At 69.9% G+C, this 12,205-nt stretch carries 10 protein-coding genes and 1 pseudogene; 4 read left to right on the forward strand and 7 right to left on the reverse strand.

Features of this window, described 5'->3' with window-relative positions:
* Window positions 1-168: 168 nt before the first annotated feature.
* Window positions 169-1,297 (reverse strand): peptide chain release factor 2 gene (gene prfB, locus A3862_RS05900; RefSeq protein WP_100794053.1). Its coding sequence is split into 2 segments (ribosomal slippage): window positions 169-1,227 and window positions 1,229-1,297, totalling 1,128 coding nucleotides; the frame shifts between segments, so codons are not numbered across the junction.
* A gap of 199 nt (window positions 1,298-1,496) precedes the next feature.
* Here prfB and A3862_RS05905 point away from each other — a divergent pair.
* The gene (locus tag A3862_RS05905) at window positions 1,497-1,835 is read left to right on the forward strand and encodes a DUF3140 domain-containing protein (RefSeq protein WP_043385613.1); all 339 of its coding nucleotides are present in this window, start codon (window positions 1,497-1,499) and stop codon (window positions 1,833-1,835) included.
* Window positions 1,836-1,856: 21 nt separating this feature from the next.
* On the opposite strand, the gene A3862_RS05910 is transcribed toward A3862_RS05905, so the two are convergent.
* From A3862_RS05910 to A3862_RS05925, 4 genes are all read right to left on the reverse strand, one after another.
* Window positions 1,857-2,216 carry a hypothetical protein gene (locus tag A3862_RS05910; RefSeq protein ID WP_043357408.1) on the reverse strand — a complete coding sequence of 120 codons (360 nt, stop codon included), beginning with the start codon at window positions 2,214-2,216 and terminating at the stop codon, window positions 1,857-1,859.
* 113 nt (window positions 2,217-2,329) lie between these two features.
* Window positions 2,330-2,542 carry a hypothetical protein gene (locus tag A3862_RS05915; protein WP_020090818.1) on the reverse strand — a complete coding sequence of 71 codons (213 nt, stop codon included), beginning with the start codon at window positions 2,540-2,542 and terminating at the stop codon, window positions 2,330-2,332.
* 134 nt (window positions 2,543-2,676) lie between these two features.
* On the reverse strand, window positions 2,677-3,894 hold the full coding sequence (locus tag A3862_RS05920) for an LL-diaminopimelate aminotransferase (RefSeq protein ID WP_043357422.1): 1,218 nt from the start codon (window positions 3,892-3,894) through the stop codon (window positions 2,677-2,679).
* Between the two features lie 120 nt (window positions 3,895-4,014).
* Window positions 4,015-4,392 (reverse strand): hypothetical protein, encoded by a 378-nt coding sequence (locus A3862_RS05925; RefSeq protein ID WP_236961774.1) that lies wholly within the window; start codon window positions 4,390-4,392, stop codon window positions 4,015-4,017.
* Window positions 4,393-4,608: 216 nt separating this feature from the next.
* On the opposite strand from A3862_RS05925, the gene A3862_RS05930 reads away from it, so the two are divergent.
* Window positions 4,609-6,390: a PHA/PHB synthase family protein gene (locus A3862_RS05930; RefSeq protein ID WP_043761696.1), complete on the forward strand. Its 1,782-nt coding sequence runs from the start codon at window positions 4,609-4,611 to the stop codon at window positions 6,388-6,390.
* Window positions 6,391-6,472: 82 nt separating this feature from the next.
* Here the strand turns inward: A3862_RS05930 and A3862_RS05935 are convergent.
* A pseudogene (locus tag A3862_RS05935) lies at window positions 6,473-7,784 on the reverse strand (OmpP1/FadL family transporter).
* Between the two features lie 412 nt (window positions 7,785-8,196).
* Between A3862_RS05935 and A3862_RS05940 the strand changes: the two are divergent.
* Both A3862_RS05940 and bioB read left to right on the forward strand, forming a co-directional pair.
* On the forward strand, window positions 8,197-9,081 hold the full coding sequence (locus A3862_RS05940; RefSeq protein ID WP_043357420.1) for a fumarylacetoacetate hydrolase family protein: 885 nt from the start codon (window positions 8,197-8,199) through the stop codon (window positions 9,079-9,081).
* A gap of 513 nt (window positions 9,082-9,594) precedes the next feature.
* Window positions 9,595-10,608, forward strand: a complete 1,014-nt coding sequence (gene bioB, locus A3862_RS05945) for a biotin synthase BioB (RefSeq protein WP_043386070.1) — start codon at window positions 9,595-9,597, stop codon at window positions 10,606-10,608.
* A gap of 79 nt (window positions 10,609-10,687) precedes the next feature.
* On the opposite strand, the gene A3862_RS05950 is transcribed toward bioB, so the two are convergent.
* Window positions 10,688-12,175 carry a sensor histidine kinase gene (locus A3862_RS05950; protein WP_043760176.1) on the reverse strand — a complete coding sequence of 496 codons (1,488 nt, stop codon included), beginning with the start codon at window positions 12,173-12,175 and terminating at the stop codon, window positions 10,688-10,690.
* Between the last annotated feature and the right edge of the window lie 30 nt (window positions 12,176-12,205).

A 12,205-nucleotide genomic window follows, 5' to 3' on the forward strand; every position in this document is an offset into this window, starting at 1 on the left:
CTGAGGTGCCCGCGTCAGCGGGCCTCGAAGGAGGGCTCCAGCAATCGCAACGGTATCCGGAGGCCTCCTTCGAGGCTTCCGCTACGCTCCGGCACCTCAGGATGAGGTGATCGGATTGGACGCCCCGGGGACCGGAACGACAGTCGTTCGGATCCCCGGAGGTTCGGATTAGTCGATATCCTCGACCGCCTCGCCACCGCCGTAGACCCGCTGGGCGAGCGAGGCCTCCATGAACGGGTCGAGATCGCCGTCGAGCACCTCGTCCGGATCGGTGGACTGGGTGCCGGTGCGCAGGTCCTTCACCAGCTGGTACGGCTGCAGCACGTAGGACCGGATCTGGTGACCCCAGCCGATATCGGTCTTGGACGCGGCCTCGGCGTTGGCCTTCTCTTCGCGCTTCTTCAGCTCCGCCTCGTAGAGGCGGGCGCGCAGCATGTTCCAGGCGGTCGCCCGGTTCTTGTGCTGCGAGCGCTCCTGCTGGCACGCCACCACGATCCCGGTCGGATTGTGGGTGATACGTACCGCCGAGTCGGTGGTGTTGACGTGCTGGCCACCGGCGCCCGACGACCGGTAGGTGTCGATCCGGCAGTCGGATTCCTTGATCTCGATCTCGATCCGGTCGTCGATCACCGGATAGACCCAGACGCTGGCGAAGCTGGTGTGCCGCCGGGCGCTGGAATCGTAGGGCGAGATCCGCACCAGACGGTGCACGCCGGACTCGGTCTTGAGCCAGCCATAGGCGTTGTGGCCCTTGATCAGGAGCGTGGCGCCCTTGATCCCGGCCTCTTCGCCGTCGGTCATCTCGACGACCTCGACCTTGTACTTCCGACGCTCGGCCCAGCGGGCATACATGCGCTGGAGCATGTTGGCCCAGTCCTGGCTCTCGGTGCCGCCGGCCCCGGCATGGACCTCGAGATAGGTGTCGAACCCGTCGGCCTCGCCGGACAGCAGGGTCTCGACCTGCCGGCTCGCGGCCTCCTTCTCGACGGCCAGGATCGCCGCCTCGCCCTCGCGGATCGAGGATTCGTCACCCTCCATCTCGCCGAGCTCGATCAGCGTGGCGCCGTCCTCGAGATCGCGCTCGAGCTTCTTGATCGCCGTGACGGCCTCGTCGAGCTGCTGGCGCTCGCGCATGACCTTCTGGGCGGCCTCGGCATCGTTCCAGAGGTCGGGGTTCTCGGAAGCCGCGTTCAGCTCCGCGAGGCGTTTATCGACTGTATCCCAGTCAAAGATGCCTCCTCAGCAGCCCTATAGACTGCTTGGCGGCATCCGAGGCTTGCTCGATCTCGGCGCGCATCTGGTTTTTCGGGAATGGGGTTTGGGGAAAGAATGGAGGTCCGTCGGGTCGGGGTGATAGCCCCCGGGACCCGGCCTGTAAACGCTTCCGCGTCGCGTCGCATGCCGCCCGTGCGGCGCCCGACCGCAGGGAAGGAGGCGAGCCGGCAAGCCTCGGGCGCGTTGTCGGGCACGAACGACAGGGCCCAGGAGGCAAGCGGATGGCGGACGACGATCACGCGGCGACGTGGGCGGACTTCAACGAGGCCGTCAACATGACGCCCGCGGCGCTGAAGAAGCACCTCGACAGCGAGGCCAGCAAGGAGGTCGGCCAGAAGAAGGGCGGCGGCGAGTCCACCGGCCACGCGATGGGCCGGCGCATCCTGGCGATCAAGGATACGAAGAAGGCCGACCTGACGGACGACGATTACGCCGCCATGCGCAAGGTGGTGGGCTACGTCCACCGCCACCTCAAGCAGGGCGGAGAGGCCCGGAAGGACCCCGACTCACCGTGGCGGTTGTCGCTGATGAATTGGGGCCACGATCCGCACAAGGATTGAGGCTCCGGAACGCCCGGCGGCTCAGTAGCGCGGCGGCACGATGTAGGACGGAGCGATCACGTACTCCTTCGGCCGCTTGCGCGCGCCGAACCGGCCCTCAGTGATCTGGTCGTTGTAATAGTCGAAGCCCGTATAGCCGAAACCACCGCCGTTCATCACCTCGGCGACCGGGACCGCGGGCTGCGCGAGATCGGGACGGCCCGGCGGCACCACCACCTGGCAGCACCCCTCGGTCTCGAGAACGGTGGGCCCGTTCGGCGCGGTGAACACGAAGGCGCGGGGCTGGTACGGCGCGGGCGGGTAGGCGGCGTCGGAGGCCGAGGCGCCCTGCCCCGCCAGGAGGGCGAGCAGTCCGGCGGCGATCAGGGTCTTGGTGCTCACGCGATGCTCCGTCAGGGGGCCGGCCGGGCCGGCATCTGGCCTACAGTCTAGCTGATCGCGGGCGGCTTGTCCGGCCCATCCGAATCGACCGGTTACCGAAATGCCGGCGCAGATCAGCCGCGGGCGCGCAGGACAACCTGCGGGCTCGCCGGCACGGGGCGGCAATCCGTCGTGAAGGCGTTGACCGGCAACGGCTTCGAGTCGCACGCATACACGTCCGCCGGGCCGGGCGCGGGGATCGGATCCCGGGCGATGATCGGGTTCGGCGCACAGGCCGAGGCCGCGGCGGCGAGCAGCAGGGCGGCGATCAGGTTCAGGCGGCGCATGCGACACTCGGGACGCGGGAGGACCCCCGCACCTGACCCTGGCCATCGCGATCCGTCCTGACAAGCGCCGGCGCGGGGCGTCGGCGCCTTTGGCGGAGCCTGTCGCCCCGCGGCAACAATCCGCGCGGGGTCGGCTAGCCGGCCCGGACCATCGGCACGACGTTGTGCAGGGTCTTGTCGGTGCCGTCGAAGAACCGGCGGATGTTGCGCGCGGCCTGCCGGATGCGCTGCTCGTTCTCGACCAGCGCGATGCGGACATACTCGTCGCCGAATTCGCCGAATCCGATGCCGGGCGCCACCGCGACATCCGACTTCTCCAGCAGCAGCTTGGAGAATTCGAGGCTGCCCATCTCCCGGTAGCGCTCCGGGATCGGAACCCACGCGAACATCGAGGAGGCGGGCGACGGGATGGTCCAGCCGGCCTTGCCGAAGGATTCCACCAGCGCGTCGCGGCGCTTCCTGTAGATGCTGCGCATCTCGTGGATGCAGTCGTCCGGCCCGTTGAGGGCGGCGGTCGCGGCGACCTGGATCGGCGTGAAGGCGCCGTAATCGAGGTAGGACTTCACCCGGGTGAGCGCCGCGAGCAGGCGCTCGTTGCCCACCGCGAAGCCCATGCGCCAGCCGGCCATCGAGTAGGTCTTCGACAGCGAGGTGAACTCCACCGTGCAGTCGATGGCGCCGGGCACCTGCAGGACCGAGGGCGGCGGGTTGTCGTCGAAATAGACCTCCGCGTAGGCGAGGTCCGACAGCAGGATCAGCTCGTGCTGCTTCGCGAAGGCCACGAGATCCCGGTAGAAGTCGAGGCTCGCCACGTAGGCGGTCGGGTTCGACGGGTAGCAGACGACCAGGGCGACCGGCTTCGGGATCGAGTGGCGCATGGCCCGCTCGAGGGCCGGGAACATCGCCGGGGTCGGCTCGGCCGGCACGGAGCGGATGACGCCGCCGGCCATCAGGAAGCCGAAGGCGTGGATCGGGTAGCTCGGGTTCGGCACCAGTACGACGTCGCCCGGGGCGGTGATCGCCTGAGCCATGTTGGCGAAGCCCTCCTTGGAGCCCAGCGTCGCCACCACCTGCGTGTCGGGGTTGAGGGTCACGCCAAACCGGCGCTGGTAGTAACCGGCCTGGGCCTTGCGCAGGCCCGCGATGCCCTTCGAGGCCGAGTAGCGGTCGGTGCGGGGCCGCCCGGCCGTCTCGCACAGCTTGGCGATCACGTGCTTGGGGGCGTCGAGGTCGGGATTGCCCATCCCGAGATCGATGATGTCGGCGCCCTGCGCGCGGGCGGCGGCCTTGATCCGGTTGACCTGCTCGAAGACGTAGGGCGGCAGTCGCTTGATGCGGTGGAAGTCGGTCATGGGCGTGTCCATCGGCGCGTCCCGAATCTGGCGTCTTTCGTCTGGGCCGGTCGCGCGAACCCCATGCTCTAGCAGAGTTGCGGGCCGCCGCCGACCCACAAATCGGTGCTCAAATCGGTGCTATTGCGGCGGCGCCGGGGCCGGCTTGATGGTGGCCGCGGCGCCCTGCCCGGCGCTCGCCGCCGCCCGGCCGCGGACCTCGTTGCGGCCGCGGGCGCTCTCCAGCTCCGCCTCCAGGGCCTTCTGGCCGGTGACCGACTTGGCCCGGACCGGGCGCTTCGGCGCGTCGACGCCCACCGGCATGAAGTCGGGCTGCGCCTTGCTGCGGGATTCCGCGACGAAATCCGGCGCGGCGACGGTCCGCGGCCCGTAGCCTGCATCGGAGGCCAGCGAGCGGACGACGTCGCCCGAGCAGGCCCCGAGCAGGCTGACCAGCAGCCCGAGGCCGGCCGTGCGGATCAGCGGCAGGCTGCGGGACATGCGGGCGACAGGGTTCAAAATGGCACGATCCATCGTCACATGGGTTTGAAAAGAACGGCCGGATGTTTCGGCGACGTCCGCAACCGGGGTGGCGAAAGCTCTGGCTCGCTCCTTATTTTGTCGGAAACGAGGCCCGCGCGATCGGGTCGACAGACGAAACACAGGGAGGCACGTTTGACGAGTCCGCAGGCGCCGGATCGGACCGCCCCTCCGAAGTCGGTCTCGAACGGCGCGATGCCGGACGGCATGGCTGCTCCGATGCCGGATTTCGAGGCGCTGTCCCGCAATGCCGGACAGTTCGTCGAGGCGATGGGGCGCAATATCGCCCGCGCCCTCGGGCCCGAGGGACAGGGAGGCGCCCCCGGAAGCGAGATGAACGAGGCCGCCAGGGTCCTCGGACAGGTGGCCGAGACCTGGCTCGCCGACCCGAAGCGGAGCGCCGAGGCCCAGGCCCGCCTGTCGCAGGCCTTCCTGTCGCTCTGGGGCTCGACCTACCTGCGCCTGCAGGGCCAGCCCGCCGACCCGGTGGTTCTTCCAGAGCCCCGGGACGCGCGCTTCGCCCATGCCGAGTGGTCGACCAACCCGTATTTCGACTTCATCAAGCAGGCCTACCTGCTCGCCGCCCGCTGGGCCGAAAGCCTCGTGGACGAGGCGGAGGGGCTCGATGCGCACACGCGCCACAAGGCGCAATTCTACCTGCGCCAGCTCACCAGCATGCTCTCGCCGTCGAACTTCCTGCCGACCAACCCGGAGCTGATCCGCCATACCCTCCAGGAGAACGGCGCCAACCTCGTCCGCGGCCTGAAGATGTACGAGGAGGATCTACAGGCGGGCGGCGGACATCTGCGCGTGCGCCAGACCGACCCGAGCGGGTTCGAGGTCGGGCGCAACATGGCGGTCACCCCCGGCGAGGTGGTGTTCCGCAACGATCTGATCGAGCTGATCCAGTACGCGCCCGCCACCGAGACCGTGCTGCGGCGCCCGTTCCTGATGGTTCCGCCCTGGATCAACAAGTTCTACATCCTCGACCTCAATCCCCAGAAGAGCTTCCTGAAGTGGATGGTCGACCAGGGCCTGACGGTCTTCTGCATCTCGTGGGTGAATCCGGATTCCCGGCATGCCGACAAGGACTTCGAGTCCTACATGCGCGAGGGGATCGAGGCGGCCATCGACGCGATCGGGGTCGCCACCGGGGAGACCGAGGTCACGGCGGCCGGCTACTGCGTCGGCGGGACGCTGCTCGCCGTGACGCTGGCCATGCAGGCCGCCACCGGAAACCGGCGGATCAAGAGCGCGACGCTGCTCACCACGCAGGTCGACTTCACCCATGCCGGCGACCTGAAGGTCTTCGCCGACGAGGAGCAGATCCGGCAGGTCGAGGCCCGGATGGCCGAGCAGGGCTACCTGGAGGGCGCCCGGATGGCGAACGCCTTCAACATGCTCCGGCCGAACGACCTGATCTGGCCCTACATCGTCAACAACTACATCAAGGGCAAATCGCCCTCGGCTTTCGACCTGCTGTACTGGAATTCCGACGCCACGCGGATGCCAGCGGCCAATCATTCCTTCTATCTGCGCAACTGCTACCTCGACAACACGCTGGCGCAGGGACGGATGGTGCTCGGCAACGTCCGCCTCGACCTCAAGAAGGTGCAGGTCCCGATCTTCAACCTCGCAACCCGGGAGGATCACATCGCGCCGGCCCTCTCGGTCTTCGAGGGCTCGAAGGTGTTCGGCGGCAAGGTCGATTTCGTGCTGGCGGGATCGGGCCATATCGCCGGCGTGATCAACCCCCCGTCCAAGCCGAAATACGGCTACTGGACCGGCGGCCCGGTCAAGGGGACGCTGGAGGACTGGATCAGCGCCGCGGTCGAGACCAAGGGTTCGTGGTGGCCGTATTGGTTCCAGTGGATCGAGGCACAGGCGCCGGAGCGGGTGCCGGCCCGGAAACCCGGCGGGGATGCGCTCCAATCCCTCGGCCCGGCGCCGGGGACCTACGTGCGCATGCGGGCCTGAGGCGCGCCATCCGCGGCGAACCGGAGCGGGGCACCGCCCGTCGCGGATCGCCCGGGGGAGCCGGGCGCCCCGCGCAGGCGCATCACCATTTCCGCACGAGGGGCGCGGGAGCGGGGGCGGGCGGCGCGCCGAACACGTAGCGGAAGCCCACCGAGACGATGTCGGCGCTGGAATCCACCACCCCCGCGAAGGCGATGTTGCCGACGTTGTAGTCGCGGCCGAGGCCCGCCAGGACCCGCGACCGGTCCAGGAAGAAGTGCGAATAGGCGAGGTTCAGCGTCAGCTGCCGGCTCCAGCGGTAGCTGGCGCCCACCGAGGCGATGTAGCGGTCCCCGTCCGGCAGCCGCACCGAACGGTTGCGGAAGTCGATCGGCGATGTCTCGTAGGCGAAGCCCGTGCGCAGCGTCAGGTTCGGCGAGGCGTCGTACTCGGCGCCGATCGCGTAGGTGAACCCGTCCTTGTAGTTGAGCGGCAGGGTGTTCACCGGCAGGCCGAGGGTCTTCGACACGATCCCGATGGTCCCGAGCCTCGACCAGTTGTCCCACTCGAAGCCGAGGTTCACCCGCGCCACCGGCGAGACCGCCTGGGTCAGGCCGACGCTCAGCTTGTCGGGGGTGTTCAGCCTCGCCCGGACCTGGCCGGCGAGCGGGGCCAGGGCGAGCAGCGGCACGCCGATCGAGCCGTCGATGTCGTGGTGCACCGAGGAGCGGTAGCCGATGCCCAGCACGGTCCCGTCGCGGGGCGTCAGCGTGGCGCCCGCGGTGAAGCCCACCCCCAGGATTCCCCTTGAGGAAGGAGCTCGGATAGGCGGTCGGCAGGAGGCCCGGGACCGGCAGCGCCTGCCGCAGGGTCAGGCGGAAATACTCGATGTTCGGCCCGGCCGCGATCGACAGCCATTCGTTGACCTTGAAGCCGATCACCGGGTTGATCGCCAGGGAGAAGATCCGCGACGAGCGTCCGTAGACCTCCCCGGCCCAGACCTGGTTGGGCTTGGTCACGAGCCCGAAGGGCGCGCCGGTCGAGAGGCCGAGCCACAGGCGGTCGTTCAGCTGGTACGAGGTCGCGCCCGCCGGCACGAGGGCGCCCTGACCGAGCTCGCCCGAGCCGCCCAGCCGCGCGAAGCCCGGATTGGTGCCCGGCGCCGGGCGGATCTCCGAGGACAGGCCGATATAGGTGAAGTTCTGCTCCGCGACGAAGCCCGGGTTCATCGTGATGGTCGCGGGGTTCCAGAACATCGACGACACGCCGCCCGATCCCGAGGCCGCGCCCGCAAACGCCAGCCCCTGCGCCTGCGTGCTCTGCTCCCGCAGACCGAACGCCCCAGCCTGAACCTGCCCGGCACCGAGGATCATTGCCGTCGCCGCCAGCATTGCAGCGCGCACCGTTCCGCCCATCTCGTCCCCCAAGCGTTGTCGTTCTGGCGGGCGCCGAGGATTGTTAGAGCTTCATCAGGTGGCACCCTTTCGGGCATGGTGCCGGTTGCGGGGACTGAACCGCAATGACCAGGACGGCCTCAGGAGGCGAAAAGGAGATCCGTAGAGACATCGGGATGCATTGTCTCACTGCGGCCGACGTCCGGCGAAGACCTGTTTTCGATAATTACGCACCCAACTTTTCCTCTTGCGCCGCGCCCTGAACAATAGATCCACTATCATCAGACCATGAACTTTTTGCAGGCCTGTTGCTTGGCTGCGACACCCGGCGGGGCGCTGCGTGCGGACCGCCGGCCTTGCACCCGGGTCGAGGCCCGGCCATGGTCCCGGCGTCCGGCGCAGACCGGCACAGGGAAGGATGAGGAGTGCGGCCATGAAGCTTTTCCGGCACGGCCCGAGCGGCGACGAGAAGCCCGGCCTCGTGGATGCGAAAGGCGGCCTGCGCGACCTGTCGGGCATCGTGCGGGACATCGCCGGGCCGGCGCTGTCGCCCGATTCGCTGGCGCGCCTGCGCGCCCTCGATCCCGAGACCCTGCCGAAGCTGCCGCCGGACGTGCGCCTCGGCCCCTGCGTGGGCGGCACCCGCAACGTCGTGGCCATCGGCCTGAACTTCGCCGACCACGCCGCCGAGACCGGCTCGCCGATCCCGGCCGAGCCGATCATCTTCAACAAGGCGCCGTCCAGCCTGTGCGGGCCGAACGACACGGTGATCATCCCCAAGGGGTCGCACAGCACCGACTGGGAGGTCGAACTCGCCGTGGTGATCGGGCGGCGCGCCAGCTACGTCCACGCCAACGAGGCGCTGAGCTACGTGGCGGGGGCCTGCATCTGCAACGACGTCTCCGAGCGCGAATGGCAGATGAACCGCGGTCCGACCTGGACCAAGGGCAAGAGCGCACCGACCTTCGGGCCGCTGGGCCCCTGGCTGGTGACGCTGGACGAGATTCCCGACCTGAAGAACCTCGCCATGAGCCTCGACGTGAACGGCGAGCGCCGTCAGACCGGCTCCACCGCCACGATGATCTTCGACGTTCCCCAGCTCGTCGCCTACACGTCGCACTTCATGCTGCTGGAGCCGGGCGACGTGATCACCACCGGCACCCCGCCGGGCGTCGGGCTCGGCATGAAGCCGCCGCGCTACCTCAAGGCCGGGGACGAGATGGTCCTGCGGATCGACCGGCTCGGCGAGCAGCGTCAGCAGGTCATCGCCTTCGACGACTGGACCGCCAAGGTCTCCGCCGGCGAGCCGACGGACTGACTGGCCGCGCCGCCGCCCGCATCCGGGCGGCGGTGCCGGTTCCAGGAACAGACACCGGTATCGGTGATCGTCCCGCGCTTCGGCCGGACAAGACTGCGACATCGGATTGTCCGCAGGCCCGCGCGCAGGGTCGGAACCCGAGCCGCCGACGCGCAAGGTGATCGAGATCCGGGCCGACACCGTCAAGCAGGCGGTGCGGGACGAGCCCGACCGGATCCAGCGGATCGCGGCGCAGCCCAATCGCCTCGCGCGCCTGGTCGGGGCCGGCGGCCGGATCCTTGGGGCCTCCGATCAGACTGGATCGCTGACCGGGCGGGCGTCCTGCCAACCGGACGGTCTCACGAGCGGCGTCGAGCGGGACCGGCACGGGCACGGCCCTCCCCCGGATACCGGGCCGCGAGACGTCGCGCGGCCTCGGTTGGCACGGCCTCGAAGTCCAGACCGATCCGTCCGCGGGGAGTTCGGGCGCCCGGCCCGCTTGATTTCTGTCCGCCGATCCGGCTCAAACACCGGATGAGCGCGACTTCCCTTCCCGGTTCCCCGCAGCCCGACCTCGGCGACATCCGCCACGACTGGAGCGTGGCGGAGATCCGCGCGATCCACGACCTGCCGCTGATGGACCTCGTGTTCCGGGCGGCGCAGGTCCACCGCCGGCACAATGACCCGGCCGACATCCAGCGGGCGTCGCTCCTGTCCATCAAGACCGGCGGCTGCCCGGAGGATTGCGCCTATTGCCCGCAATCGGCCCACCACAAGGGCGCAGGCGTCGCCCGCGAGCGGCTGATGCCGGTGGAGACCGTGCTGGCCGAGGCCGCCGCCGCCAAGGCCGCGGGGGCCCAGCGCTTCTGCATGGGCGCCGCGTGGCGCCAGCCCAAGGACGGGCCCGAGTTCGACGCGGTTCTCGCCATGGTGCGTGGCGTGCGCGGCCTCGGCATGGAAGCCTGCGTGACGCTCGGCATGCTCACGCCCTCCCAGGCCGGACGGCTCGCCGAGGCCGGGCTGACCTCCTACAACCACAACCTCGACACCGGCCCGGATTTCTACGAGGACATCATCTCCACCCGGACCTACGACGAACGCCTGCAGACCCTCGCGAATGTCCGCGAGGCCGGGATCGGCGTGTGCTGCGGCGGCATCGTCGGGATGGGCGAGGGCGTCACCGACCGCGCCGCGATGCTCCAGGTGCTGTCCAACCACGCCCCCCATCCCGAGAGCGTGCCGATCAACGCCCTGGTGGCGGTGCCCGGTACTCCGCTGGAGGACCAGCCGGCGGTCGATCCGTTCGATCTCGTGCGCATGTGCGCCACGGCGCGGATCGTGATGCCGCGATCCCGGGTCCGTCTCAGCGCCGGCCGCAAGAGCCTCACCCGTGAGGCGCAGGTGCTGTGCTTCCTCGCGGGTGCCAACTCGATCTTCTACGGCGAGCGGCTGCTGACCACCGCCAATAACGGGCAGGACGACGACGCGGCCCTGCTGGCCGATCTCGGCATCCGGGTTGGCGAGCCGGTTCGGGCCGCGGCGGAATAGGCCCACGGACGCCTTTCCGCTCGGACCTTGCCGCGCGCGCTGATGGGGTGGTGACGGCCGCCGCCCACGGCCGCTCGCGTCAGCCCTCCGGCAGGACGATCCGGAAGCGCGCGCCGCTCAGCCCCTCGGCCTCGGAGGCATCGAGGGTGAGCGTGCCGCCGTTGATCCCGATCAGCTCGGCGGCGATCGGCAGGCCGAGCCCCGTGCCGCCGGAGCGCATGGAGCCCTGAAACGGCGCGAACAGGTTCTCCCGGGCGCGCGCCGGCAGTCCGGGGCCGTTGTCGGCGACCAGGATCGTGATCCGGCCCGGCGCCCCGCGGGAGGCCACGACGCGGACCGCAGCCTCCGGCACGGCGGCCCCGTCGAGCGCCTGCACGGCGTTGCGGACGAGGTTGGCCAGCGCCCGCGCCAGTTGCTCCGGATCGGCCTGCACGCTCAGGTCGGCCGCCGCGACCTGCACGGAGACCGGATGCGCCGCCAGCGCGGCGAGATCCGGAAGCTCCGCGAAGATGGGCGCCAGCGGCGTGCTGGCCAGGAGCGGCGTCCGCTCGGAGACGCGCCCGTAAGCGAGCGTCGCCTCGCAGAAGCGGATCGCCCGGGCCAGCGTCCCCACGAGGCGCGGGGCCACACGCTGAACGGTCGGATCCTCGGTACCCTCCAGGCGATCGCCGAGAAGCTGCGCGCCGGTCAGCAGGTTGCGCAGCTCGTGGCTGATCTTGCTGACGGCGAGCCCGAGTTCGGCGAGCCGCCGCTTCTGGCGGAGCTGGTCGGCGAGGCTGCGCTGCATCCGCCCGAGCGCCCGCTCGGCCTGGCCGATCTCGTCGCTGCGGCGGGACGGGGCGATGATCCGCCCCGCATCCTCCGGATCGTCCGCGAAGACCGTGATGCTCGTGGCGAGCCGCCGGACCGGCCGCACGATGAGCACCTGCAGCACCACGAAGACGAGGCCAGCCGCGGCGGCCGCGATGATCAGCGAGGAGACCAGCAGGCGCAGGGCATAGTCGATCATGGCGGTGCGCAGCGGCGCCTCGTCGAGGAGGATCTCGACCCGGTCGAAGCCGATTCCCCCCTCCCCGATCACGCGGATCGGCTCGCGGACCGGCGCCACAAGGGTGCGCCACGCCCCCCGGATCGCCGACAGCGCTGTGACGTCGCGCAGATCGACGATGTCGGCGACCTGCTCGGGCATGGGCTCGATGGCGAGCAGGCGCTGGGCGCCACCGCCGCGAACCGCGATCGCCCGAGCATTCACCCCGGCCAGGAGCCGGCTCTCCAGCGCCTCGGAGACCGGCTCCCCGGTCCGGCCGTCGAGGACCAGGGCGGCGACCTGCGCGGCCGCCAGGCGGTCCGACATCCACTCGACCCGGTAATTGGCCACCGCCGGCACATAGGTCAGCACCTCGGCCACCACCACGAACGCGACGGTGACGAGGAACAGCCGCCCCGACAGGCCGAGGCGGGCCGTGCGCCGCTCCGGCAGATCGCGGCTCGGGGCGGACGCCGGCATCGCCGGTGCCGCGGCCTCATCGGACTCGACGGACACGCCGGTCACGCTCCGCGCGGGCATCGCGGATTCGGATCGGCGGAGGGCGGATTG

Source organism: Methylobacterium sp. XJLW (assembly GCF_003254375.1).
Lineage (GTDB): Bacteria > Pseudomonadota > Alphaproteobacteria > Rhizobiales > Beijerinckiaceae > Methylobacterium > Methylobacterium fujisawaense.

What these genes read in the sequence shown, in the direction of transcription:
- bioB (WP_043386070.1), top strand. Translation starts at nt 9,595, where the DNA reads ATGAGCGCGACTTCCCTTCCCGGTTCCCCGCAGCCCGACCTCGGCGAC.
- A3862_RS05950 (WP_043760176.1), bottom strand. Translation starts at nt 12,175, where the DNA reads ATGCCCGCGCGGAGCGTGACCGGCGTGTCCGTCGAGTCCGATGAGGCC.
- A3862_RS05930 (WP_043761696.1), top strand. Translation starts at nt 4,609, where the DNA reads ATGCCGGACGGCATGGCTGCTCCGATGCCGGATTTCGAGGCGCTGTCC.
- A3862_RS05920 (WP_043357422.1), bottom strand. Translation starts at nt 3,894, where the DNA reads ATGACCGACTTCCACCGCATCAAGCGACTGCCGCCCTACGTCTTCGAG.
- A3862_RS05940 (WP_043357420.1), top strand. Translation starts at nt 8,197, where the DNA reads ATGAAGCTTTTCCGGCACGGCCCGAGCGGCGACGAGAAGCCCGGCCTC.
- A3862_RS05915 (WP_020090818.1), bottom strand. Translation starts at nt 2,542, where the DNA reads ATGCGCCGCCTGAACCTGATCGCCGCCCTGCTGCTCGCCGCCGCGGCC.
- A3862_RS05905 (WP_043385613.1), top strand. Translation starts at nt 1,497, where the DNA reads ATGGCGGACGACGATCACGCGGCGACGTGGGCGGACTTCAACGAGGCC.